Source organism: Agrobacterium tumefaciens, from assembly GCF_009649785.1.
In the GTDB taxonomy this organism is placed as follows: domain Bacteria; phylum Pseudomonadota; class Alphaproteobacteria; order Rhizobiales; family Rhizobiaceae; genus Agrobacterium; species Agrobacterium tumefaciens.
Map to the genome: position 1 here is coordinate 145,816 of NZ_WJOK01000001.1, position 26,155 is coordinate 171,970.

19 protein-coding genes are annotated in these 26,155 nt (G+C 58.9%); 10 read left to right on the top strand and 9 right to left on the bottom strand.

What is annotated here, in order from left to right:
• Positions 1–34: 34 nt before the first annotated feature.
• The 4 genes from kdpB to GH784_RS00665 are packed head-to-tail and all read left to right on the top strand — an operon-like array spanning position 35 to position 6,162.
• Positions 35–2,119 carry a potassium-transporting ATPase subunit KdpB gene (kdpB, locus tag GH784_RS00650; protein ID WP_035199695.1) on the top strand — a complete coding sequence of 695 codons (2,085 nt, stop codon included), beginning with the start codon at positions 35–37 and terminating at the stop codon, positions 2,117–2,119.
• Positions 2,120–2,130: 11 nt separating this feature from the next.
• Positions 2,131–2,697: a potassium-transporting ATPase subunit KdpC gene (kdpC, locus tag GH784_RS00655; RefSeq protein WP_025595364.1), complete on the top strand. Its 567-nt coding sequence runs from the start codon at positions 2,131–2,133 to the stop codon at positions 2,695–2,697.
• A 54-nt stretch (positions 2,698–2,751) separates the two neighbouring features.
• Entirely contained in the window at positions 2,752–5,454 is a 2,703-nt protein-coding gene (locus GH784_RS00660; protein ID WP_013761867.1) for a sensor histidine kinase, read from the top strand.
• Positions 5,455–5,472: 18 nt separating this feature from the next.
• Entirely contained in the window at positions 5,473–6,162 is a 690-nt protein-coding gene (locus tag GH784_RS00665; RefSeq protein ID WP_003511468.1) for a response regulator transcription factor, read from the top strand.
• A 36-nt stretch (positions 6,163–6,198) separates the two neighbouring features.
• Here the strand turns inward: GH784_RS00665 and GH784_RS00670 are convergent, their stop codons facing one another.
• Entirely contained in the window at positions 6,199–7,251 is a 1,053-nt protein-coding gene (locus GH784_RS00670) for a threonine aldolase family protein (RefSeq protein ID WP_003511467.1), read from the bottom strand.
• A 371-nt stretch (positions 7,252–7,622) separates the two neighbouring features.
• Between GH784_RS00670 and gltB the strand changes: the two genes are divergently transcribed.
• The 3 genes from gltB to GH784_RS00685 are packed head-to-tail and all read left to right on the top strand — an operon-like array spanning position 7,623 to position 14,005.
• The gene (gltB, locus tag GH784_RS00675) at positions 7,623–12,368 is read left to right on the top strand and encodes a glutamate synthase large subunit (RefSeq protein WP_076845431.1); all 4,746 of its coding nucleotides are present in this window, start codon (positions 7,623–7,625) and stop codon (positions 12,366–12,368) included.
• An 8-nt stretch (positions 12,369–12,376) separates the two neighbouring features.
• Positions 12,377–12,535: a hypothetical protein gene (locus tag GH784_RS00680; RefSeq protein WP_153793133.1), complete on the top strand. Its 159-nt coding sequence runs from the start codon at positions 12,377–12,379 to the stop codon at positions 12,533–12,535.
• Between the two features lie 15 nt (positions 12,536–12,550).
• Positions 12,551–14,005, top strand: coding sequence for a glutamate synthase subunit beta (locus GH784_RS00685; protein ID WP_003511464.1), 1,455 nt, complete (start codon positions 12,551–12,553; stop codon positions 14,003–14,005).
• A 180-nt stretch (positions 14,006–14,185) separates the two neighbouring features.
• On the opposite strand, the gene GH784_RS00690 is transcribed toward GH784_RS00685, so the two are convergent.
• From GH784_RS00690 to GH784_RS00705, 4 genes are all read right to left on the bottom strand, one after another.
• Positions 14,186–15,541, bottom strand: a complete 1,356-nt coding sequence (locus GH784_RS00690; RefSeq protein ID WP_076845432.1) for a sensor histidine kinase — start codon at positions 15,539–15,541, stop codon at positions 14,186–14,188.
• Entirely contained in the window at positions 15,538–16,212 is a 675-nt protein-coding gene (locus tag GH784_RS00695; RefSeq protein WP_041694647.1) for a response regulator transcription factor, read from the bottom strand. The genes GH784_RS00690 and GH784_RS00695 overlap by 4 nt, the downstream gene beginning before the upstream one ends.
• Positions 16,213–16,418: 206 nt before the next feature.
• On the bottom strand, positions 16,419–17,654 hold the full coding sequence (locus GH784_RS00700; protein ID WP_013761862.1) for an SGNH/GDSL hydrolase family protein: 1,236 nt from the start codon (positions 17,652–17,654) through the stop codon (positions 16,419–16,421).
• 64 nt (positions 17,655–17,718) lie between these two features.
• Entirely contained in the window at positions 17,719–18,942 is a 1,224-nt protein-coding gene (locus GH784_RS00705; RefSeq protein WP_003511460.1) for a lytic murein transglycosylase, read from the bottom strand.
• A gap of 195 nt (positions 18,943–19,137) precedes the next feature.
• On the opposite strand from GH784_RS00705, the gene galU reads away from it, so the two are divergent.
• Positions 19,138–20,025, top strand: a complete 888-nt coding sequence (gene galU / locus GH784_RS00710) for a UTP--glucose-1-phosphate uridylyltransferase GalU (RefSeq protein ID WP_003511458.1) — start codon at positions 19,138–19,140, stop codon at positions 20,023–20,025.
• Between the two features lie 59 nt (positions 20,026–20,084).
• Here the strand turns inward: galU and uppP are convergent, their stop codons facing one another.
• Positions 20,085–21,563: a polysaccharide biosynthesis protein UppP gene (gene uppP, locus GH784_RS00715; protein ID WP_111795502.1), complete on the bottom strand. Its 1,479-nt coding sequence runs from the start codon at positions 21,561–21,563 to the stop codon at positions 20,085–20,087.
• Positions 21,564–21,967: 404 nt separating this feature from the next.
• Here uppP and GH784_RS00720 point away from each other — a divergent pair, with 404 nt between their 5' ends.
• Both GH784_RS00720 and GH784_RS00725 read left to right on the top strand, forming a co-directional pair.
• Positions 21,968–22,333 carry a PAS domain-containing protein gene (locus GH784_RS00720; RefSeq protein ID WP_013761857.1) on the top strand — a complete coding sequence of 122 codons (366 nt, stop codon included), beginning with the start codon at positions 21,968–21,970 and terminating at the stop codon, positions 22,331–22,333.
• 60 nt (positions 22,334–22,393) lie between these two features.
• Entirely contained in the window at positions 22,394–23,389 is a 996-nt protein-coding gene (locus GH784_RS00725; RefSeq protein ID WP_013761856.1) for a KpsF/GutQ family sugar-phosphate isomerase, read from the top strand.
• Between the two features lie 3 nt (positions 23,390–23,392).
• Here GH784_RS00725 and GH784_RS00730 read toward each other — a convergent pair whose 3' ends face one another.
• Genes GH784_RS00730 through hemH form a run of 3 tightly spaced genes read right to left on the bottom strand, consistent with a single transcriptional unit; the run spans position 23,393 to position 26,007 of the window.
• Entirely contained in the window at positions 23,393–23,860 is a 468-nt protein-coding gene (locus GH784_RS00730; RefSeq protein WP_013761855.1) for an NfeD family protein, read from the bottom strand.
• 2 nt (positions 23,861–23,862) lie between these two features.
• A complete protein-coding gene (locus GH784_RS00735; RefSeq protein ID WP_013761854.1) occupies positions 23,863–24,912 on the bottom strand; it encodes an SPFH domain-containing protein in 1,050 nt (349 codons plus the stop codon).
• 60 nt (positions 24,913–24,972) lie between these two features.
• A complete protein-coding gene (hemH, locus tag GH784_RS00740; RefSeq protein WP_013761853.1) occupies positions 24,973–26,007 on the bottom strand; it encodes a ferrochelatase in 1,035 nt (344 codons plus the stop codon).
• Positions 26,008–26,155: the final 148 nt, after the last annotated feature.

Here is a 26,155-nt window from a genome sequence, read left to right on the forward strand (position 1 = left end):
CGGTCGCCCTGTTTTCAAACGCTGGAGTCTCTTCATGAGCCAGTCCAAACAAGCGAGCATCCTTGATTCTCGCATTCTCGTTCCGGCAATTGCCGACGCATTCAAAAAGCTCAATCCGCGCACGCTTGCGCGCAATCCGGTCATGTTCGTCGTGGCAACGGTATCGGTGCTGACTACCGTGCTGTTCGTTCGCGATCTCATCATCGGCAATGCAAATCTCGGCTTTTCCTTCCAGATCAATCTCTGGCTTTGGTTCACCGTTCTCTTTGCCAATTTCGCCGAGGCCGTAGCCGAAGGGCGCGGCAAGGCGCAGGCGGATTCGCTGCGGAAAACCCGCACGGAAACCCAGGCGAAACTTCTGACCGGTGATGATCGTAGCCAATACACGATGGTAGCTGGCGCTGGCCTCAAGGTGAACGATGTCGTTCTCGTCGAGGCTGGCGACATCATTCCGTCCGACGGTGAAGTCATCGAAGGTGTTGCCTCAGTCAATGAAGCGGCAATAACGGGCGAATCCGCCCCTGTTATCCGCGAATCCGGCGGCGACCGCTCGGCCGTCACCGGTGGTACGCAGGTGCTGTCGGACTGGATAAGGGTTCGCATCACTGCTGCTGCCGGCTCCACCTTCCTCGACCGGATGATTTCGCTCGTCGAAGGCGCCGAGCGCCAGAAGACGCCGAACGAAATCGCGCTCAACATTCTGCTTGCGGGCATGACGCTGATCTTCGTTCTGGCCACCGCGACCATTCCGAGCTTTGCTGCCTATGCCGGTGGCTCCATCCCGATCATCGTGCTGGTGGCGCTGTTCGTGACGCTCATCCCGACGACCATCGGCGCTCTCTTGTCGGCGATCGGCATTGCCGGCATGGACAGGCTGGTGCGTTTCAACGTGCTTGCCATGTCCGGCCGTGCGGTGGAAGCCGCCGGCGACGTCGACACGCTGCTGCTCGACAAGACCGGCACGATAACGCTCGGCAACCGCCAGGCAACCGAATTCCGCCCCGTCACCGGTGTTTCCGAACAGGAACTGGCCGATGCGGCGCAGCTTGCATCGCTTGCCGACGAAACGCCGGAAGGCCGTTCCATCGTCGTTCTCGCCAAGGAAAAATACGGCATCCGTGCCCGCGACATGCAGAAACTGCACGCCACTTTCGTGCCCTTCACCGCCCAGACCCGCATGAGCGGTGTGGATTTCGAAGGCTCTTCCATTCGCAAGGGGGCTGTCGATGCCGTTCTTTCCTATGTCGATGGCGGTGTTACGCAGCAAGGCAACACGGCGCTTGCCGTTAAAACCGAAACGGATGTAACGCGCGACATCCGCACGATCGCGGAAGAGATAGCCAAGACAGGCGGCACACCGCTTGCCGTCGTGCGCGACGGAAAGCTGCTCGGCGTCGTGCAGCTGAAGGATATCGTCAAGGGCGGCATTCGCGAGCGTTTCGCCGAACTTCGCCGCATGGGCATCCGCACGGTGATGATCACCGGCGACAATCCCATGACGGCCGCTGCCATCGCGGCGGAAGCAGGGGTGGACGATTTCCTCGCCCAGGCGACTCCGGAAAACAAGCTGGAGCTTATCCGGGAGGAACAGGCCAAGGGCAAGCTCGTCGCCATGTGCGGTGACGGCACGAACGATGCGCCCGCACTGGCGCAGGCCGATGTGGGTGTCGCCATGAACACCGGCACGGTCGCAGCGCGCGAGGCTGGCAACATGGTCGATCTCGACAGCGATCCGACCAAGCTCATCGAAATCGTCGAAATCGGCAAGCAATTGCTGATGACGCGCGGCGCGCTCACCACATTCTCCATCGCCAACGACATCGCCAAATATTTCGCCATCATCCCGGCAATGTTCCTGGCCTTCTATCCGCAGCTTGGCGTGCTGAATGTAATGGGTCTTTCGACACCGCAAAGTGCGATCTTGTCTGCCATCATCTTCAACGCGCTCATCATCATCGCGCTCATCCCGCTCTCGCTGAAGGGCGTCAAATACCGCCCGATCGGTGCCGGGGCGCTGCTGTCGCGCAATCTCGTCATCTATGGTCTGGGCGGCATCATCGTGCCCTTCATCGGCATCAAGGCCATTGACCTCGCCATTACGGCGCTTGGTCTCGCCTGAGGAGTATGGAAATGTTGAAACAGCTACGTCCCGCACTGGTGCTGATCCTTGCCACCACCGCAATCACCGGCCTTGCCTATCCTCTTGGAATGACGGGCCTCGCACAGGCTATCTTTCCCTTCCAGGCAAATGGCAGTCTGATCGAGAAGAATGGGACTGTTGTCGGGTCGCAATTGATAGGGCAGGCCTTCACCGGCGAGAAATATTTCCACGGCAGGCCGTCGGCTGCCGGCGACGGCTACAATGCCGCGTCGTCTTCCGGCTCCAACCTGGGACCGACGAGCGCAAAGCTTATCGACCGGGTGAAGCAGGACTACGAGGCTGCTAAAGCCGAAAATTCGGCAGCCGAGGTTCCCATTGATCTGGTGACGGCATCGGGCAGCGGTCTCGACCCGCATGTGTCGCCTGAGGCCGCCTATTTTCAGGTCTCGCGTGTCGCCAAGGCAAGGGGCATGAACGAAGCGTCACTGCGCGCCGTCGTCGACGCCCATGTGGAGGCGCCTGAATTGGGCTTCATGGGCGAGCCCGTTGTAAATGTGCTGGCTCTCAACATGGCTCTTGACGCAGCCGGCTCATGAACTGAAATGGCTATGGCTTCTTTGGAAGCCATAGCTTATCCACTGGTGGGTTAAATGCCTGACGATAATCGTGATATGCCGAGCAGACCATCGCCGGATGCGCTGCTTGAAAACGCCCGGCGCGAGGCGCGAGGGCGGCTGAAGATTTTTCTGGGCGCAGCTCCCGGTGTCGGCAAGACCTATGAAATGCTGATGTCCGGCCGGGCAAAACTCGCAGATGGTGTCGATACCATTATCGGTGTCGTGGAAACGCACGGCCGCAAGGAAACCGAAACACTTGTGCAGGGTTTCGAGATCATTGCGCGCCGGAACATTGATTATCGCGGCCAGTCGCTGAACGAGATGGATCTCGACGCCATTCTCGCCCGTCGACCGGCGCTGGTTCTGGTCGATGAGCTGGCCCACACCAATGCGGCTGGCAGCCGGCATCCCAAGCGCTATATGGATGTTCAGGAAATTCTCGCGCAGGGCATCGATGTCTATACGACATTGAACATTCAGCATGTGGAAAGCCTGAACGATGTGGTGGCGCAGATCACCCGTATCCGCGTGCGCGAAACGGTGCCGGACAGCATCATTGACCGGGCTGACGATGTTGAGATCATCGATATCACCCCCGACGATCTGATCAAGCGCCTGCAGGACGGCAAGGTCTATATGCCCCGCACCGCGCGGCGCGCCATCGAGAACTATTTTTCGCGCGGCAATCTGACGGCCCTGCGCGAGCTTGCGCTACGGCGCACAGCGCAGCGGGTGGACGAGCAATTGCTCAACCACATGCAGTCGCACGCCATCTCCGGGCCGTGGGCTGCGGGAGACCGTGTTCTAGTCTGTCTGGACCACGGCGGCAACGGCCCCGGTCTGGTGCGTTATGCCCGAAGGCAGGCCGATCGCCTGCGCGCGCCGTGGACGGCACTGCATCTGGACACGCCTCGCTCTCAGCAATTGTCGGAGGCAGAGAAGGATCGGCTGGCCGGCACCATGCGGCTCGCGCAGCAGTTGGGCGGCGAGACAGTAACCCTGCCGGCGCTCGACCTGACGCATGAAATCATATCCTATGCCAACGCCAATAACTTCACCCACATCATCATCGGCCGTCCCAGAAGGTCGTGGTGGCAGAGAATTCTGCAGCGTTCGCTGACGCATGATTTGATAGACCATGCCGGCGATATCAGCGTGCATGTCATTTCCGGCGACAAAAACGCGGAGAAGCCGGTCCAGACCGTGAAGCCGGCAACGGCTCAATCGCGGTTTTCGATACTGCCCTATCTCAACAGCACCCTGTTTGTCGGACTGGCAATCGTGGCCGGCATCGTGCTTGACCAAGCCCTTGATGTTCAAAATCTGGCGCTGGTGTTCCTGATGGCGGTTTTTGCGGCAGCCGTGCGCGGAGGGCTGGGGCCTGGCCTTTATGCTTCCCTGCTTGGTGCCTTTGCGTTCAATTTTTTCTTTCTTGAACCGCGTTATACCCTGACTGTCCGCGATCCCGAAAGCGTCGTGGCGCTGCTGTTCTATCTCGGTGTGGCGCTTGTCGCCTCAAATCTGACTGCGGCGGTGCAGCGGCAGGCCGCAGCTGCACGGATGCGTGCGCGAACCACGGAAGATTTGTACCTTTTTTCCAAAAAACTCGCGGTTACCGGCACGCTGGATGACGTATTGTGGGCAACCGCGTTCCAGATGGCGTCGATGCTGAAAGTCAGGGTCGTCCTGCTTCTGCCCGAAAACAATTCGATCACCGTCAAGGCGGGCTATCCGCCTGATGACACGCTCGTGGATGCGGACATTGCGGCCGCACACTGGGCCTGGGAACACAACAAGGCTGCAGGCCGGGGCGCCGATACGCTCCCGGGTGCCAAACGCCTTTATCTGCCGCTGCGCACCGGCAGCGGCGCCGTCGGGGTGGTGGGGCTGGACGACGACCGGCTTGGCCCGCTTTTCACACCTGAGCAGCAGCGGCTTTTCGATGCGCTGGCGGATCAGGCGGCACTTGCCATCGAGCGCATCCAGCTGGTTTCGGATGTCGATCGGGCAAGGCTTGCGGCGGAAACCGACCGGCTGCGCACCGCGCTTTTGACCTCCATCTCCCACGACCTGAAAACGCCGCTCGCCGCCATTCTGGGTTCCGCCGGAACGCTGAAGGATTTCGCCGACGACATTCCGCTCGAGGCGCGCACCGAACTGCTTCTAACCATCGTCGAGGAATCCGAACGGCTGAACCGCTTCATTTCCAACCTACTCGATATGACGAGGATCGGTTCGGGCGCGATGGAGCCGAATTACGGATTGTATTTTGTTGGCGATATGGTCGGAACAGCGCTTTCACGCGCGGCGAAAATCGTTGTCAGGCACGAGATCGTTCTGGACATTCCCTCCGATCTGCCGATGCTGAAGGTCGATCCGGTGCTTTTTGAGCAGGTTCTGTTCAATCTGATCGACAATGCCGCCAAATACGCGCCCGAACAAACCGTAATCCAGATTCGCGGGTGGCGGCAGGGCAGGCATGTCTTCCTGTGCGTTGCCGACGAGGGGCCGGGTATTCCCCCTGATGATACCGAGCGGGTGTTCGACAGTTTCTACCGTGTGCGCAAGGCGGACCATGTGCAGGCCGGGACCGGCCTCGGGTTATCCATCTGCAAGGGGTTTATCGAGGCCATGGGTGGATCTATCCACGCTGAAAACAGATCAGGTCGCACGGGCGCGCAATTTACCATAAGCCTGCCCGTTCCCGCCGAAGTGCCGGTGCTGAACCATGACTAGGGCTGAAGGAGATCGGCAATGACCAATTCCGCCGTTCGCATTCTGATCGTCGACGATGAACCGCCGATCCGCAAACTTTTGCGGGTCGGTCTCTCGACGCAGGACTATGCGGTCAGCGAGGCGATGAATGCCCGCGTCGCGATGGAGTTGATGAACGAGGACAAGCCCGATCTCGTGGTCCTTGATCTCGGTCTTCCGGATATGTCGGGACACGAGCTTCTGGAGAAATGGCGGGGCGAGGGGCTTTCCCTACCCGTCATCATTCTTTCCAGCCGCACTGACGAGGCGGGTATCGTCAAGGCACTGGAGCTGGGTGCCGACGATTACATCACCAAGCCTTTCGGCATGAACGAGCTTGTTGCCCGCATTCGTGTCGCCCTGCGCCATCGCCTTCAGAGCCAGGGTGAGAGACCGGTGTTTCATACCGGCGATCTTTCGGTCGATCTCGTCAGACGCATCGTCAAGGTGGAGGACCGGGAGGTGAAACTCTCGCCCAAGGAATATGATATTCTGCGGGTTCTGGTCCAGCATGCGGGCAAGGTGCTGACGCACCGTTTCCTGCTGGAGCATGTGTGGGACGAGTTGACCGACGTGCAATATTTGCGCGTTTATGTACGCCAGCTTCGCCAGAAGATCGAAAAAATTCCGGATCAGCCGCGCTATATCCTCACGGAAACCGGTGTCGGCTACCGGCTGCAGGAGGTTTGAGGGCGCCGTTACGACACGGCGCCCCCGAATGTTTTGTCAGACAGCGGCGCAGATCGACAGGAATTCGTCGACATCAGTCTCGGTCGTTGCGAAGCTGGTGACCATGCGGATCAGCACCTCGTCCTTTCCAACCTTTTCCGGCATATCGCGGGGCACCAGCCAGTCGTAGAACTTCGCGCCTTTCTCCGTTGCCGCTTCAGCGGCGGCCTTCGGCAGAATGGCGAAAACCTCGTTTGCAGTGGTCGGCCATGCCAGACGGGCACTGTTAAGCGAGGCGAAGCCGGCGCGCAGCCGATTAGCCATGGCATTGGCGTGGCTTGCGAGACCCAACCAGAGATCGTCCTGCAGATAGGCTTCGAATTGTGCGGCGATGAAGCGCGACTTCGAAAAAAGCTGGGCGGTGCGCTTGCGCAGGAAGGCGAAGTCTTTGGCGAGCGCGGGGTCGAAAAACACGATCGCTTCCGCGCACCAGCAGCCGTTTTTCGTGCCACCGAAAGAGAGCACATCAACGCCGCGTTTCCAGGTCATTTCGGCGGGCGTGGTGCCGAGTGCGGCAAGCGCATTGGCAAAGCGCGCGCCGTCCATATGCAGCGGCAGGCCGTTCTCCTTGGCGATTTTGGCAATCGCGTCGATTTCATCGAGCGTATAGACAGTACCGGCCTCGGTTGCCTGTGTCATCGTAACCGCTGCGGCGCGTCCGTGATGAACGGCGTCCTGCGGATAGCGCGAAATGCGCTCGATCAGATTTTCCGGCAGCATTTTGCCGTTCGGTCCCTCGACGGCAACCATGCGCATGCCGGAGAAGAAATCCGGCGCTCCACATTCATCCTCGATCACATGGGCTTCGGAATGACAGAAGGTCAGGCCGCCGGGGCGGGCAATGCTTGCCAGCGAAAGAGAATTGGCCGCCGTACCTGTGGCGACGAAAAACACCGCCACTTCGCGTTCGAATATTTCATTGAAGCGCTTTTCTATGGAAAGGTCGAGGGCGCTGGTGCCATAGGCAGCCGCAAATCGGGTGGATTCCCGCGAAAGGCGCTCGTTGATGGCAGGGTGGGCGCCGGCCCAATTGTCTGAGGCAAAAAACATCTCTGAAAGCTTTCCGATGGCTGTTGTGCTGAAGTTGGGAATGCGTTGACGATGACCCGCAAAGTTCTAGGACCTAACCTCGCGGTTGGCAAATCCGGCAATGAAAGCAACGGCCCGAAGCGTTTTGTGACAAGAAAGTTTCGCGCAATGGGTCAGTATCGAAACTTCGCTGCCAATCGGCACTGCGACTAATTGGATTCGCACCCTTGCTAAACCCGCGGTTTTCTGCCAAAATTCTCTCGAATTGAGACAGCTTTGCTGTCCTAAATTTGGTCGAGCCGGATTGAATGCGGATTTTTCGGAAAGCGAAATTCGTGTCGATCCGGATCTTCGCATGAAACCATGCAAGTAATTTTGCAGGAGGGACGAAAATGACAAGCAAGCTGCAGGCAGACAACGTCGCCGCAACCCTGACCACAGACTGTCCCACCGCGGCTGCGGCCGCACCCGTTTCTGCGAAGGGGCGTTTCGCGGGCGGCCTGCCGGAAAAGCAGGGTCTTTACGATCCGCGCAATGAGCACGATGCCTGCGGCGTCGGCTTTGTTGCCCATATGAAGGGTCAGAAGTCGCACCAGATCGTCAAGGACGGCCTGTTCATTCTCGAAAACCTGACGCATCGCGGTGCTGTCGGCGCTGATCCGCTGATGGGCGATGGTGCGGGCATTCTCGTGCAGATCCCCGACCGCTTTTTCCGCGAGGAAATGGCGAGCCAGGGTGTGACGCTGCCGAAAGCTGGCGAATATGCCGTTGGCCACATCTTCATGCCGCGCGATCCGTCCCGTATCGATCACTACAAGAAGGTCATTGTCGACGTGATCGGCGAGGAGGGACAGCAGTTCCTCGGCTTCCGCGACGTGCCAGTCGACAATTCTTCCCTTTCCAAGGCACCCGATATCGCCGGCACCGAACCGCACCATGTTCAGGTTTTCATCGGCGCCGGCCGCGATGCCGCGACCAATCATGACTTCGAGCGCAAGCTGTTCCTGATCCGCAAGGTTCTCTCCAACCGCATCTACGACGAGGGCGGCGGTAAGGAAACGCAGGATTTCTATCCGGTCTCGCTGTCCTCCTCCACCATCGTCTACAAGGGCATGTTCCTCGCCTATCAGGTTGGAGCCTATTACAAGGATTTGGCGGACCCGCGTTTCGAATCCGCGGTTGCGCTGGTGCACCAGCGTTTCTCCACCAACACCTTCCCGTCCTGGAAGCTCGCGCATCCCTATCGCATGGTCGCCCATAACGGCGAGATCAACACGCTGCGCGGCAACGTCAACTGGATGGCGGCGCGTCAGGCGTCTGTTTCGTCGGCGCTGTTCGGTGACGATATCTCCAAGCTCTGGCCGATTTCCTATGAAGGCCAGTCGGACACCGCCTGCTTCGACAACGCGCTCGAATTCCTCGTGCGCGGCGGTTACTCCATGGCCCATGCCGTGATGATGCTGATCCCGGAAGCCTGGTCGGGCAACCTGTCCATGTCGGCTGAACGCAAGGCTTTCTACGAATATCATGCCGCGCTTATGGAGCCGTGGGACGGCCCGGCCGCCGTTGCCTTCACCGACGGCAAGCAGATCGGCGCAACCCTCGACCGTAACGGTCTGCGCCCGGCGCGCTATCTCGTCACCGACGACGACCGCGTCATCATGGCGTCGGAAGCCGGCACGCTGCCGGTTCCGGAAGAACGCATCATCAAGAAGTGGCGCTTGCAGCCGGGCAAGATGCTGCTGATCGACATGGAAAAGGGCTCGATCATTTCCGACGAGGATGTGAAGCACGAGCTTGCTGCCAAGCACCCCTATCGCACCTGGCTCGACCGCACCCAGCTCATTCTTGAGGATCTGAAGCCGGTGGAGCCCCGGGCGCTGCGGCGTGACGTGTCGTTGCTCGATCGCCAGCAGGCCTTCGGTTACACCAGCGAAGATACCAAGCTCCTGATGTCGCCGATGGCAACAACGGGCCAGGAAGCCATCGGCTCGATGGGTACCGATACGCCGATTTCGGCGATGTCGGACAAGTCCAAGCTGCTTTACACCTATTTCAAGCAGAACTTCGCGCAGGTCACCAACCCGCCGATCGATCCGATCCGCGAAGAATTGGTGATGAGCCTCGTTTCGTTCATTGGCCCACGCCCGAACCTTCTCGATCACGAGGGCGCGGCCCGTGCCAAGCGTCTGGAAGTGCGCCAGCCGATCCTCACCAATGGCGATCTGGAAAAGATCCGCTCCATCGGCCACACCGAAGACCGTTTCGATACCAAGACGCTCGACTTTACCTATGATGTGGAGCGCGGCGCCGAAGGCATGCCTGACATGCTCGACCGCCTGTGCGAGCGAGCTGAATCCGCTGTTCGCGGTGGTTACAACATCATCGTTCTGTCCGACCGCCAGCTTGGCCCGGACCGGATTGCGATCCCTGCGCTGCTGGCGACGGCTGCCGTGCATCACCACCTGATCCGCAAGGGTCTGCGCACCTCGGTCGGCCTCGTCGTTGAAACCGGCGAACCGCGCGAAATCCATCATTTCTGTCTGCTCGCTGGCTATGGCGCGGAGGCGATCAACCCATACCTCGCCTTCGACACGCTGCTCGACATGCACAAGCACGGCGCCTTCCCGAAGGAAGTGTCGGACGACGAAGTCGTCTATCGCTACATCAAGGCGGTGGGTAAGGGCATCCTCAAGGTCATGTCCAAGATGGGCATTTCCACCTACCAGTCCTATTGCGGCGCGCAGATTTTCGACGCCATCGGCCTGTCGTCGGAATTCGTCGAGAAGTATTTCTTCGGTACCGCCACCTCCATCGAGGGCGTGGGTCTGACCGAGATCGCCGAAGAAACCGTAACGCGCCACACGGCGGCTTTCGGCAAGGATCCGATCCTTGCCAACACGCTCGATATCGGCGGCGAATATGCCTATCGCATGCGCGGCGAAAGCCACGCCTGGACGCCGGATGCCGTCGCCTCGCTGCAACACGCCGTGCGCGGCAACAGCCAGGAGCGCTACCGTGAATTTGCCGCCATGGTGAATGAGACGGCGCTGCGCATGAACACCATTCGCGGCCTGTTCAAGGTCAAATCGGCGGAAGCGCTCGGCCGCAAGCCGGTTTCCATCGACGACGTCGAACCGGCGGTCGATATCGTCAAGCGGTTCTCGACGGGCGCCATGTCCTTCGGCTCGATCAGCCGCGAGGCACATACGACGCTTGCGATTGCGATGAACCGCATCGGCGGCAAGTCCAACACCGGCGAAGGCGGCGAAGAATCCGACCGTTACATGCCGCTTCTGAACGGCAAGCCGAACCCCGAGCGTTCCGCCATCAAGCAGATCGCATCCGGCCGCTTTGGTGTGACGACGGAATATCTCGTCAATGCCGACATGTTGCAGATCAAGGTCGCGCAGGGTGCCAAGCCCGGCGAAGGCGGCCAGCTGCCCGGCCACAAGGTGGATGCGACGGTTGCAAAGACCCGTCACTCCACGCCGGGCGTCGGCCTCATTTCGCCGCCGCCACACCACGATATCTACTCCATCGAAGATCTGGCGCAGCTGATCTACGACCTGAAGAACGTCAACCCGGAAGCAGATGTTTCTGTGAAGCTCGTGTCGGAAGTGGGCGTTGGCACGGTTGCGGCGGGTGTCGCCAAGGCGCGCGCCGACCATATCACCATCGCCGGTTTCGATGGCGGCACCGGTGCTTCACCGCTGACGTCGCTGAAGCATGCCGGTTCGCCCTGGGAAATCGGCCTTGCCGAAACGCAGCAGACGCTGGTGCTGAACGGCCTTCGTTCGCGCATCGCGCTGCAGGTGGATGGTGGTCTGAAGACCGGCCGCGACGTCATCATCGGCGCGCTGCTTGGTGCGGATGAATTCGGCTTTGCCACCGCGCCGCTGATTGCTGCGGGCTGCATCATGATGCGCAAGTGCCATCTGAACACCTGCCCCGTCGGGGTCGCAACGCAGGACCCGGTTCTGCGCAAGCGCTTCAAGGGCACGCCGGAACACGTCATCAACTACTTCTTCTTCGTGGCTGAAGAAGTGCGCGAAATCCTCGCCTCGCTTGGCGTTACCAAGCTGGACGAGATCATCGGCGCTTCCGAACTCCTCGAAAAGGATGAGATGCTGGCGCACTGGAAGGCCAAGGGTCTGGATTTCAGCCGCATCTTCCACAAGGTAGAGGCTCCCAAGGAGGCAACCTTCTGGACCGAGCGTCAGAAGCACCCGATCGATGATATTCTCGACCGCAAGCTGATCGAGAAGTCGCTACCGTCGCTGGAAAACCGCGAGCCTGTCGTTTTCGAAGTCCCGATCAAGAACGTCGACCGTTCCGCCGGTGCCATGCTGTCAGGCGCGCTTGCCAAGCGCTGGGGCCATAAGGGTCTGAAGGACGATACGATCCACGTGACGCTGCGCGGCACGGCCGGTCAGTCCTTCGGCGCGTTTCTCGCTCGCGGCATCACCTTCGATCTGGTGGGTGACGGCAACGACTATGTCGGCAAGGGTCTTTCGGGTGGCCGCATCATCGTGCGCCCGCCGGAAAACACCCGTATCGTCGCGGAAAACTCGATCATTGTCGGCAACACCGTTCTTTACGGCGCCATCACCGGCGAGTGCTATTTCCGTGGTGTTGCGGGTGAGCGCTTTGCAGTGCGCAACTCCGGCGCGGTCGCGGTTGTCGAAGGTGTCGGCGACCACGGTTGCGAATATATGACGGGCGGTATTGTCGTGGTGCTCGGCGAGACGGGCCGCAACTTCGCGGCCGGCATGTCCGGTGGCGTGGCTTACGTTCTCGACGAGAAGGGCGATTTCGCCACCCGCTGCAACATGGCCATGGTCGAGCTGGAGCCGGTTCCGGAAGAGGACGACATGCTCGAGAAGCTGCACCATCACGGTGGCGACCTCATGCACAAGGGACGCGTTGACGTCTCCGAGGATATGACGCGTCACGACGAGGAGCGGCTCTACCAGCTGATTTCCAATCACTTCCACTACACCAATTCTGCACGCGCCAAGGATATACTCGACCGCTGGAGCGAGTTCCGTCCGAAATTCCGCAAGGTCATGCCGGTCGAATACCGTCGTGCGCTTGAGGAAATGGAGCGCATGCGCATGGGCGTCGCGGCGGAATAATCCGCCGCGTGAGGATACTACACCAACTGGTCTCGCTGATGATCGCGGTCGCCGTTCCCTTGGTGATCTATTGGACAAGCGGCGAGACCGGATTTGAATTCATCGTATTGGGGGCGGCTTTCGGTTTCGCTTACTGGTACTGGGGCCCAACAGGCGCTCCGCTTTGATGTGAGGACATAAACGTGGGCAAGGTTACAGGTTTTCTTGAGATCGACCGGCAGGTGGGCAAGTATCAGCCCGCATCGGACCGTATCCGCCATTTCCGCGAATTCACCATTCCGATGTCGGATGCCGAGGTACAGAAGCAGGCGGCGCGCTGCATGGACTGCGGCATTCCCTACTGTCACGGCCCGACGGGCTGTCCCGTGCACAACCAGATCCCCGACTGGAACGATCTGGTTTATAACAACAATTGGGAAGAGGCGATCCGCAACCTCCATTCCACCAACAACTTCCCGGAATTCACCGGCCGCGTCTGTCCGGCACCCTGCGAGGAAGCCTGCACGCTGAACCTCGAGGATGCGCCGGTCGCCATCAAGACCGTCGAGCAGGCGATTGCCGACAAGGCCTACGAGCTGGGCTTTATCGTGCCGAAGCCGGCGACGATCCACACCGGCAAGAAGGTCGCCATCATCGGTTCCGGTCCTTCCGGCATGGCGGCAGCGCAGCAGCTTGGCCGCGCCGGTCATGAGGTCCACGTTTACGAGCGTGAATCAAAGCCCGGCGGTTTGCTGCGTTACGGTATTCCGGATTTCAAGATGGAGAAGAACTTCATCGACCGCCGTGTCGAGCAGATCAAGGGTGAAGGTGTTACCTTCCATTGCGGCGTCAACGTCGGCGTGGATGTAACGGTCGAAGCGCTTCTGGCTGATCACGATGCGGTTCTTTATTGCGGCGGTTCGGAAACCCCGCGCCCGGCCGGCATCGGTGGCGCCGATTTCAATGGCGTTTACGACGCCATGCCCTATCTCGTGCAGCAGAACCGCCGCGTTGGCCGCGAAAACATCGACAGCATCGGCTGGCCGGCCGATCCGATCCTCGCCGGCGGCAAGCATGTCGTCGTCGTCGGCGGTGGCGATACGGCGTCTGACTGCGTCGGCACGGCGTTCCGTCAGGGTGCGGTTAAAGTCACACAGCTCGATATCCGCCCGATGCCGCCGGAAAAGGAAGACAAGCTCGCCGTATGGCCCTTCTGGGCAACGAAAATGCGCACCTCTTCTTCGCAGGCAGAAGGTGCCGTTCGCGAGTTCCAGGTTGCCACGCTTGAATTCGTCGGTGAAGACGGCGTTTTGACGGGTGTGAAGTGCTGTCAGGTGGACGACCGGCGCAAGCCCATTGCCGGTACGGAATTCATCATCAAGGCTGATCTTGCCTTCATCGCCATCGGTTTTTCCGGTCCTTTCACCGATAGCGTGCTGAAGGAAATGGATGGCAAGCTGTCGCTCAACACCGATCGTCGCGGCTCCACCAATGTGATCGCCAACGAAACGGACTACAAGACCTCGGTCGACAAGCTGTGGGCGGCAGGCGACGTTCGCCGTGGCCAGTCGCTGGTGGTCTGGGCAATCCGCGAAGGCCGGCAGGCGGCACGTGCTATCGACGAAGAGCTGATGGGCGCAACCGTCCTTCCGCGCTGAGCGGGTTGACGCGGCGCAAGCCGTCGTAACGAAAACAAAAAGGCCTGTTGTATTTCACAACAGGCCTTTCGTTTGACTGGAGAACCGAAACGCGATGGAGGTGTCGCATTCAGGGGGACGGCAACATATCGCGCCTGAGAATTGCAATGACATTACGTGCTTCCGAAGACGGGGTTCGTGTCAGCAATAGGGAAGGCTGATACGGAAGGAGGCGCCGCCGGATGGGGAATCACTGATGGTGATCTCCCCTCCATGGTAGCGGACGATTTCCTGCACGAGATTGAGACCGAGCCCGGTACCGCGATCCTTCGGTATCAACCGGTGAAATGCGTCAAACACGGCTTCCCGGTCCTCTTCGGGAATTCCGTTGCCTTCGTCGGATATGTCGATCACGCGGTTGGCCCCCACTTTTATGGTGATCGTTCCGCGATTACCGCCATGTTCGATGGCGTTTTGCACGACGTTCATCAGGGCGCGTTGCAGCGAGGCGTCATCGGCAAGGGCGAGGATCGGCTCTTCGTCCGGCTCGAACGAAAGTTCGTAGCCTTGAGAGATTGCAAGCGGCGCCATATCAGCGACGACAGACCGGCAGAGGCCAACAAGATCTAGTGGAATAAGCGGCGCCTTTTGCCCGCCAAGTCGTTGCAGATCGAGCAACTGTTCGGCAAGCACGGCGATGCGGCTGGCATCGGCTAATATCCGGCTCCGGTCCGGTCCGTCCAGCAACGTTTCGACACGGGTCTGGAGAATGGCGACAGGGGTCCGCAATTCATGGGCGGCGTCGAGAATGAAGCGCTTGTGCCGCTCGTAACCATCGTCCAGCCGTTTCAACGCGCCGTTGACGGCATGCACGAGCGGCTGCACCTCCCATGGAATATCGCCATCCGGCAATCGATATCCGCGCTTGTCGATGTCGATGCTTTCCGCCGTTCGCGCAATAGCGGAAAGTGCGAAAAATTCCCGACGGATGATCCATGGAATGGTCACGATTGTCACAATGGACATGATAAGGAGGATCGGCATGATCAGTATGTTGGAGAACAGTAGGACGGGGAATGCCATACTGAAGGCTCCGCCCTTGCCGACCATAACGAATTCGCCCGCCGGTCCCGATGCACGACGCACGACGGCGATTCGCAAGACAGCAAGATAGGAGTAGGACAACGCCGCATCGCGTACGTCCGACACTTTGACGTCGCTAAGCTGTTGATCCATGTTGCTAAAGGCCTCAGGCACCGGCCCACCCTGCACGATCTCACCTTTCTCGCTGACCGCAACGAACCAGAAACCGGGCATGCTGTCGCGCAGCTCGACAAATTCATTTGTTTCGTCAAGCATCAGCCGGCCATCCTTGTCACGCATGATGGCATTGGCTGTAATCTGGGCCGCTGCCGGGCTGAGAAGGGCGCTGCCCGAGGCGCCGCTGGACAGGTAAGCGACGAAGGCGGCAGTGACGATGAAAAGGCTGCCGATCTGGAAAAGCAGCAATTGAATGGTCAGGCGTCGCTTGAGCGATTTCCTTCCGGCCGATTTCATGAGGCCGCCCTCAGCAGATAACCGACGCCGCGAATACCGTGAACCTCCAGACCCGCATCCGCTGCCTGCAATTTGCGGCGCAGACGGGAGATATGGGAATCAAGCGCATTCGACTGGATTTCATCGTCGAAATTATAAACCGCCTCTTCCAGTACCGATCGCAGCACCGTTCTGCCCTGCCGACGCAACAGGGCCTCAAGGATCAGCAATTCGCGTCTGGTCAGGGCAATAAACTCTCCCTTGATGCGGACTTCACGGGTTTCGAAGCAAAATTCCAGCTTGCCCAGTTTCGCCGTCATCGTCACGCTGCCGGCCGGCCGGCGCATCAGGGCGCGGATGCGAGCAAGGAGTTCCTCGACAGCGAAGGGCTTGGCCAGATAATCGTCCGCACCAAGGTTCAGGCCGTTCACCCGATCCGCAAGCGTGCCTTGCGCGGTCAGCACGATGACGGGCGGTGTGACGGGCAGCAGACGCAGATCTTCTACAAGCTGGATGCCATCGCCATCGGGCAATTGCCGGTCGAGCACGACAAGATCGTGAACACCGTCCATGATCGCATGCCGGGCAAGATCGAGCGTGCCGACATTGTCCACGATGATATCGAACCGGTGCAGGGCGGCGGAAAGGGCTGCTGCCATTTCGCGTTCGTCTTCAACAAGCAGCAGGCGCATGAATTGTTCTCGGCAGTGTCTGGCGTACGCCTTCCCGGAGAGGAAGGGGCGCGGGGGCATCGGATAAATATCACCGTGCAGTAAGACGCGGGCAGGGGAGGGCAATTGGCCGACCCCGCTTTTTCTGCAAAGCTGAATTTATCCTGCCATTGCCGGGTTGCCTCAACATTACGCCGGTTCGAGCCGTAGCGACGGCGGAGAAGTGGCTACTGTCTGGCCTGAGCAGTATCCGGGACAATCCGGTAGTCATCGATACGACCCGCCGGTGCATCGGCCATCTCGCCCCGCTTGGTCAGCCGTTCGCGTGGCGATTCCACCACCGAGACACGTGTCGATACGGCCGTCGAAGGGACATCGCCAAGCAGCTTGTCACCGCCATCGAGGTTCGGATCGGTCAGGCTGATCGGCTGGGTGCGCACCTGTCCCGCGTCGATGCCAAGCGCGGGCAGGGAGGTGAGTGCAGGCAAATTGCTGCCGTCCAGTTTCACGAGGTCCGGTCCGGCGCTGTCGAGGTGCCTGCGCACGAATTTCTCGACGTAAAAAGCAAGCTTGCGTTTGCCGGCCTGCGTCATGCCGACGCCATCTGCCTCACGCAGACGGGCCTGCTGCCCGTTCATGTCGTAGCCGGTGATGACAAATTTACCGGCCTCGTCGACAAAGCCGTCCCAGACATCGACGAATTCGCCGCCGTATTTTTCGATATGGCTGCGATAAAGCCGGTTGAAGCCGACGAGATCGGCCGAGAGTGAGGTTGACTGGAAGGCCGGCAGGCCAACCCACAGTAGCGGCACCTTCGGCCGGCCGGCAAGGGTCAGAAGTTCATCGATCCGCCGCTCATATTCCTTGAACCAGACATCGGTGCCAAATTTTTCCCTGGTATCGCCGATCTGCATCTGCTGGCGATCGTTCGATCCCATCATGATGACGATCGTGGCGGGATTTGTTTCGGTTATGAACTGCGGCAGATTGGCGAACCAGTCGTAATAGTCCGTGCGTACGAGGCCCGAAGAACCATTCGCGCGCACATCGACCGAAATTCCCGGAGAGCTGGCGAAGGCATTGACCAATTCTTCCCCCATGCCACCGGCCAGAAAATCACCGACGACCAGAACACGCCTGGCATTTTCAAGCTTGGCGGTCGGCTCCGGTTTTATGGTTCGCATCTGAACCACCGAAGGCGCTTTTCTTGCGGGTTGCGGGCGGGTGACTGATTTTTCACGCGGGGCAGCCGGGAAATCCCGGCGACTGCGGGGCTGGTATTCGCGGCCTGGCGTGTCCTCCCGGCCCACGGGCCGGCCAAACAGCATTTCGAACAGGGTGCGTCGCTGTTCCTGGGCGAAGGTTTGCGAAGGGACAAGCGGCGTGCACAAGACAGCACAAAGAATGGTGGCGCAGATGCGCCAGCCCGTACTTGTGCTTTTCGCCGCAGGTTTCCTACTCATGACATCGATCCTTCCGGATACTTCGGCGGCGTTGAAGACCGCCGCCGAATTCACCGGCATATTATCAATTCCGCAGTGCTCTCAGCAATCGCTGCGACGGCTGACCGTCGGTTTCCAGACCCATGCGCGACTGGATGGCGCTGATCGCCGCCTTCGAGCCGGAGCCGAAATTGCCATCGACTTCGCCATCGTAATAGCCAAGTTCTTTCATGCGGGTCTGGAGTTCGAATTTTTCACGAATATCCAGCGTGCCGTCCGGACGCGGCCATTTCTGCTGCATGCCGCCATAACCGGCGATCTCGTCAGCAAGCAGGCCAACGGCCAGCGCATAGCTGTCGGATGCGTTGTATTTCTTGATGGTGAAGAAGTTTTTCATCATCAGGAAACCTGGACCATTTGCCCCACCCTGCAGTTTCAGCATGGCGCGATCGGAGCCGCGGGTGAAATTCTTGCCGTTCGGGCGGGCAAAGCCAAGCTTGGTCCATTCCGCAATAGACTTCGTCTGCCCCTCATAACGGGCGCCGCCACGCGGCACGGCTGTTTCGTAACCCCAGGTCCGGCCGGGTTCCCAGCCGTTCTTGGCGAGTAGATTGGCGGCCGTCGCCAGCGCGTCCGGAACCGAGTGCCAGATGTCGCGCTTACCGTTGCCGTCCGCATCGACAGCATAGAGCAGGTAGCTGGTCGGAATGAATTGGGTATGGCCCATCGCCCCCGCCCAGGAACCCGTCAGCTGCTTGGGCGTGACATCGCCTGCCTGCAGGATTTTGAGTGCGGCGATCAATTGCGTGCGCGCGAACTTGGCGCGTTTGGGGTCGGAATAGGCGAGCGTGGCCAGTGCCTGCGGAATATTGTGCAGGCGCTCCGGCTTTTCGAGAACCGCGCCGTAATTCGATTCCATCGACCAGATGGCGAGAATGATATGTTTGTCGACGTTGAAGTTACGCTCGATCCAGTTGAGCGTCGTCGCGTGCTTCATCTTCATCTCGCGGCCGATGCGCACCGTATAGGGGTTGACGCGGGAATCGAGATAATCCCAGATCTGGGTGGTGAATTCCGGCTGGAAGGTCGCCTTGCGCAGCGCATCCGGATCCGGCTCGCTGACACCAGCAAAGGCTTTCTGGTAGGTCGCCTTGCTAATGCCTTCTTTCGCGGCTGTTGCGTAGAACTGGTTGATCCACTGCTTGAACCCAGCATCGGCCCGGGCCGAGACGGGGGCCAGCGAGATCGCCAGACCTGCAACCATCATGCAGCCGAATTTGCGGACATTTGAAAGGATCATCTTTGTCATCGTCAGTCTTTCGTTCTCTCGAATATCATTTCGATTGCGAAAACGCATCGGGCGTCGTCATGCATAACAAAAGAATGTCAACAAATTCTTTACCATTAATAGATGGTAGCGTCACCCTTTACAAAACGTTGTTATTTTTGAAATAACAACACTGTGCGGGGATTGTGATCAAGTTTTATCTCTCAGGAGGGATATGTGGTAGAACATAAGAAAATTCGGAAGGCCGTATTTCCGGTCGCAGGTCTGGGTACGCGTTTCCTGCCCGCAACCAAGGCGGTTCCGAAAGAAATGCTCACTGTCGTTGACAAGCCGGTCATTCAATACGTCGTCGACGAGGCGGCGGAAGCGGGAATCGAGCATTTTGTATTTGTCACCGGCCGTGGCAAGGCGGTGATTGAAGATTATTTTGATATTCAATTTGAACTCGAACAAATGCTGCGCGAGCGCAACAAGAATGCCGAGCTTACATTGCTGGCCGGCCTTCTGCCCAAGGCGGGCACGGCAAGCTTCACGCGTCAGCAGGTGCCGCTTGGTCTTGGCCATGCGGTCTGGTGTGCGCGTGATATCGTCGGCGACGAGCCTTTCGCCGTGCTGCTGCCTGATATGATCATGCATTCACAGAAAAGCTGCCTCAAGGGCATGGTCGAACTTTATGACCAGACCGCCGGCAACGTCATCGCGGTGCAGGAATGCGCTCCCGATCAGACGCATAAATACGGCATCGTCGGCGTGGGTAACGCCGTGGGCGAGGGTTTCAAGATCACTGAAATGGTCGAGAAGCCTGCCAAGGGTACGGCACCTTCGAATTTCTACATCAACGGTCGCTACATCCTTCAGCCTGAGATTTTCGACATTCTGGAAAATCAGGAACGGGGCGCCGGCAACGAAATCCAGCTGACGGACGGCATGTTGACGCTTGCCAAGTCCCAGGAATTCGCTGGCTATCATTTCCGCGGGCAGACGTTCGATTGCGGCGCCAAGGATGGTTTCATTCTTGCCAACGTTGCTTTCGCGCTCGAACGCGCTGACATCCGCCCCGCAATCGAGGAGCCGATCAAGGCTCTTATCGACGGACTGAAGTAATTTACCAACTGGACAACGGGATCCCGGCCTTCGCGCCGGGATTTCTGTTTGGGGCGACGCTATCGTTTCAGGACAAGCCCCGCGCCGACGCGCAGTTCGTTGCTGTCATAAATTGGCGTCCACTGATAACTAACGTCCGCCGTCAGATCGAGATAGCGGTTCAGCCCCCAGGTCAAGCCAGCGCCTGCGGTGTATTCCACGGCATCCTCGATATCGGAGGAGGGAAATGTCCGGTGCACGATCTGCCCGGTCAGCCGCGCGACCAGATTGCTGCGCAATTCATGGGTCAGCCCGGCATCCAGCCGATAGGAAATCCAGCCGCCCTGTGGTCCGCCGGCGAAATCCTCTATCGTCGTGCGCAGGCCAAGATTGACGTTGGTGCCGCGCTGCGGCGACCAGTTCAGTTCGCCGTCCAGTGTCAGCGCGCCGATGGAAGCGATGCGGTCGTCGTCATATTGTTTGCGTAGATAGCCGATGGCGGCCTCGCCGCGGGTCTTCTCGCCAAGATCGACCTCGGCTCCAATTTTGGCGCCGTAGGAATTCGAGGATCGTGCGTAACCGGTATTGTCCAGGCGCCTGTCATATTTGGTCGTTCCCGCGTTCAATTCGAGGAACGGGATCAGGGCCGGTGACAATTCGTAGCCGATGCGGCCGCGCAGGTTCGCGCCGTTTTGGTCGCGATCGCTAAGACTGATCGGCTGGCCGTTTATGCCCTTTGCATCCGTGTAGACCGTACGCGACAGATCGAGCGCCGCCAGCCCGCGCAGCTTGCCGAAATCCCGTTGGATCGATGCGCCGGTCGTGAAACGGTGTTCTCCGCCCTGAACGGCAGCGCCGGTCAAAGCGTTGGGGTCCGTGGTGCCTTCACGACTGAATTCGTAACCCGCCTTGAGATTAGCCGTCGTTTCTTCGCCGAGATCGAGGCGCAGATCGGCTTCTATCCGCGCCCTCGGCTCTTCACCATTCTTGCTGCCGAAATTTTTCTCCCAGGCGCCATCGCCTGTTACAGTCAGCGCATGGCGGGACCAGTCGCTGGTTAGCGTGCCGCGAATACCTGTCGTCAGGTAGTTACGTCTGGAAGGGCCGCCGGTGTTCGTCTGCTTTTCCGTATTGATCGTTTGGCTGATCGAAGGCCGCAGCAGGAATGTACCGAGCCGGATGCCGGGGGTTTGTCCGGGTTCGGTGGCTCTTTGCGGGTTTTCACCGCCGTCTACCGTTGGCTCATATGGGTTTTCCGCGTCGGCATAAGGCTGGCCCGCTTCTTCCTGCTGTTCGGAAATGGGGTCGCCCGGATTATTCGAGGGGCGCCATAGTTGCTGTGGCGGTGCTGCTCGCACCGTGCTTGCCTCGTTTTCAGTTGTCGTTGTGGGGTTCTCTGTCGGCGTTGAATCGCCGGATGGAACTGCGACCGGCAGCCGCGTGGCCGCTGTTTGCGCGAAAACAGTCCCCGGGGTGTAGAGAAGCGTACAGGCAAGCAGCAGCAGGGTTGCTGCTTTCCGCGACGTCGGCAGACGTGTGGCGGTGCCCTTCACAATCATTCCTCTTCACCCGGCGCATTTGGCCGATGTCGGATCGAAAGTTCGTCTCAGCATTTCCTGAAGCCGAATGAGCGGCAGACAGATGAAGTGGACGACCAAGAGACCAGACACGCGACGCAAGTTTTAATATCGCTTTAACAATAGGATTTTTATGGTTAACAGTTGATAAAGACCTCCCGGATTTCACCACATCTGTGGCTGCGGCAAAGCTGGGGGGCTTCCTCGTTCGATCTGGCCGCTTCGGCACCGCGACTGAAGAAAATTTGCCGAGATGCCCAATATTTCGAATATGATCAGATTTAAACGTTTCATTTTGATACGGAATCGCCCTATGATTGGGTGGAACTCGTCCGTTTTATTTTAGCAATCCAATTGATTTTTATTTTGTGTCACAGCGTCGTTTCATGAATCCCGTTTTGAACGTCAAGCAGGTCGGTTTTTATTGCTGGGATATTACCAATGACCGATTCTATCTAGACGAAGTCTGCGCTGAACTCTTGGGCATTCCTTTGCGGCAGGCGATGCAGGGCATCAGCATTTTCCAGATGCTCGAAAAAGTGGATATCGGCCATCGCAATCATGTGATCGAAACGGCGCTCACGACGCTCAAGGCCGCCAGCTTTTACCATCAGGAATATGCCGTGCGCCGTGATGACGGCTCTATCTCGTGGATAAGGACAGTCGGGCGATATCTGGTCGATGAAGAGAACATCCCTTTCAAGCGGATGGGAACGATGGAGGAGATTTCTCCGCCGAACCTGCGCCACTAAAGAGCGGCGATTTTCGGCTGTAGAGTGGACTTATTCCGGTTGAAATAGTAACAGTCGGCCATGATTACGAGAGCCGTCAAACTGGTTGAAGACAATGCGATTGAATCCGCCGTGCGGACGATTTCGATGGAGAGGGCTGGCCTTGCCGCTCTTGAAGAGGCCCTCAGGAACGGGCTTTCCGAACCTTTCTGCAAGGCGATCGAGACGATCGGCCAGTCTAATGGCCGCCTCATCATCACCGGTGTTGGTAAAAGCGGCCACATAGGCGCCAAGCTCGCGGCCACCTTCGCCTCCACGGGAACGCCTGCGTTTTTCGTGCATGCGGCAGAGGCCAACCACGGCGATCTGGGCATGATCGGCGGCGATGATGTGGTGCTGGCGATCTCCAAAGGCGGTGAAAGTTCAGAGCTGCGTAGCATCATCAACTATTCGCGCCGTTTCTCCATCCCGCTGATTGCACTTACCTGTTCGGAGAGTGCATCGCTGGCGAAGGCAGCCGATATCGTGCTTCTGGTTCCCAATGAACAGGAAGCCTGCCCGCTCGGACTTGCGCCTACCACCTCAACATTGATGCAGCTGGCACTTGGCGATGCCCTTGCCGTTGCGCTTCTGGAAGCACGCAATTTCACTGCCGGTGATTTCAAGGTGTTTCACCCCGGCGGCAAACTGGGCGCGGGCCTTACGCTGGTCAGCGATATCATGCATACCGGCGACCGGGTGCCGCTAGTCGGCAAGGGAACTTCCATGCCGGAAGCAGTCAGTGTTCTTTCCCGCAAGCATTTCGGCTGCGTCGGTATTCTCGACGAGGATGGCCGTCTGTGTGGCATCGTCACCGAGGGCGATATGGCGCGCAACCTGTCGCGCAACCTCGCGGAATTGACGGTGGACGACATCATGACCCGTACTCCGAAAACGGTCAAAAAATCGGTGCTGGCGACCAGCGCTCTCGCGACGCTGGAAAAATTCCATATCGGTGCGCTGATCGTCGTTGATGACGATAACCGACCAATAGGGCTGGTGCATTTCCACGATCTGTTGAGAATCGGTGTAGCCTGATCGCTATGGGCGGTCGAGCGGCTCTATCGTCAGGGTCCGGCCACGCGCAGCTGCGATCCTGACACGTGTTCCGGCTGGCATGTCCTCACCGTTAACGGACCACCAGGTATCGTCCAGCCTTATGCGGCCGCGTCCTTCGACAACCGGCTCCTGCAGGGTCGCTGTGCGGCCAACAAGGCTGGCTTCCCGTTGATTGAGGAAGGGTTCGTCGCTTGCCTCACGGTTTTTGCCGAAATATTTCCGGCCAAGCAGGGCGAAGGCGATGGAGAGGGCGGCAAACAGCACCAGTTGCAATTGCCACGCCCAGAATGCAGCATCCCAGAACAGCAGGGAGAGCGCGCCGATCACCAGCGCGGCAATGCCAATCCAGATCAGAAACACGCCCGGAGCGACCAGCTCGGCAGCCAGCAGAATGAAGCCGGCAATCCACCAGCTCCATGGTCCCAGTTCCGTGGCAAGCCGTTGCAGCATCGTCACTTCTCCGATGAAGAGCCGAAGGGATTACCGGGAATTGTCACGTTGATGGCCTGGGCCGAAGGCCGCGACGGCGGCACCGAGCGGGAAGATGCGGGGACGGCAGGCGCCGTTGGTGCATCGCCCTTGTCGCCGAAAACGTCACGGGCGATTGCCCCTATGCCGCCGAGCGAGCCGATCAATGCAGAAGCCTCCATCGGCATCAACACGATTTTCGAGTTTTTGGCGGTGCCGATACTGGAGAGCGCTTCGGTATATTTCTGGGCAACGAAGTAATTGATCGCGTGGACATTGCCGGCAGCGATGGCTTCCGACACCATGCGGGTGGCGTTGGCTTCGGCCTCGGCCAGACGCTCGCGGGCCTCGGCATCGCGGAACGCCGCTTCGCGCTGGCCTTCCGCCTCGAGAATGGCAGATTGTTTTGCGCCCTCTGCGCGCAGAATCTGAGCATTGCGGGCGCCCTCGGCCTCCAGCACCTGCGCGCGTTTTTCACGCTCCGCCTTCATCTGCCTTGCCATGGAATCGACGAGATCTTTCGGCGGCGCGATATCTTTGATCTCGATGCGCGTAACCTTGATACCCCATGGTCCCACCGCCTCGTCAACCACGCGCAGCAGGCGATCGTTGATGGCATCACGGTTCGACAATAACTCATCGAGATCCATCGAGCCCATTACCGAGCGGATGTTGGTCATGGTGAGGTTTTCAATAGCCATTTCCAGATTGGTGATCTGGTAAGCGGCCTGCGCGGCATTGAGGACCTGATAGAAAGTGACGGCATCAGCCGAGACACTGGCATTATCGCGGGTGATAACTTCCTGTGTCGGTATATGCAGAACCTGCTCCATCACATTCATCTTCGAACCGATGCTTTCGAAGAACGGCACGATGAGGTTGAGGCCCGGCTCGAGTGTGCGGGTGTAGCGCCCGAACCGTTCAACCGTGTAGCGATGTCCCTGCGGTACGGTCTTGATGCCGGCAAAGAGCACCAGAATAACCAAAACAACCGCCGCTATGACGACGATATCGAAACCGCCCAATGCAATCATCACTTTTTCCTCCAGCACCACAACCTTTTGGGATCTTACACCCGCATCGTTATGGCAAGATTACACCCAACCTTGCAACTCTTGTCGTACAACCTTTTCGAGAACTGTCATACCCTCGACGCTGTCGTTGAGACACGGGATGTGGGTGAATTTCTCGCCGCCATTATGCAGGAAGATTTCTCCGGCCTCACCGGCAATTTCCTCCAGCGTTTCAAGACAATCCGATACGAAACCGGGATTCATGACGGCGATGCGTTTGATGCCCTCGGATGCCAGCTTTTCCATGGTCTTGTCGGTATAGGGCTGCAGCCATTCTTCCGGCCCGAAACGCGACTGGAAGGTGATCATGAAGTTCTTCTCGGTCCGTCCCAGCGCTTCCTTCAGCAGACGGGCGGTCTTCTGGCAGTGGCAATAATAGGGATCGCCCTTCCTGAAGTAGGATTGCGGAATGCCGTGGAAGGAGGTGATCAGCATCTCCGGTTCCCAGTCCAGCGTTGCCAGATGGTTTTTGACGGAGGCGGCAAGCCCCTCGATATAGGCAGGATCGTCATGATAGGGCGGAACGGTGCGGATGGCGGGCTGCCAGCGCAGCTTCATCAGATGTTCGAAAGCCTTGTCGTTCACCGTCGCCGTGGTCGATGCGGCATATTGCGGATAGAGCGGGAATAGCAGGATTTTCTCGCATCCCTGCTCCTTCAGCGCGTCGATTTTCGAGGCGATGGAAGGCTGGCCGTAGCGCATGGCCCAGTCAACGACGACATTGGGCAAATCCTTCAGCGCCTGTGCCATTAGTTCGCCCTGGCTGCGGGTATAGGTGCGCAGATAGCTTTCGTTGCGATCGCGGTTCCAGATTGCCTCATAGGCCTTGCCGACCTTCTGCGGGCGCTTGTTGAGGACGATGCCGTACAGGATCGGATACCAGTAGAGGCGCGACCATTCGATGACGCGTTTGTCGCTCAGAAATTCCGCCAGATAACGGCGCATCGGCCAATAGTCCGTACCATCCGGCGTGCCAAGATTGACAAGCAGAACGCCGACCTTGCCAAATCTTACGCGGGGATGGTCTACGGGAAGTGCGGATAATTCTGTCGTCATGAATGACACCCTGAACTCGTACTGGTTGCGTGAGAACGTTTCCGTTTGGGATAAAGGGCGGAAACGCTCCATTTTTTGTTTTTATACATGGCCGGACGCAAACCGTGACGCGGTTTTGCCGGAAATGCTCAAGCTATATGCTCGTGCC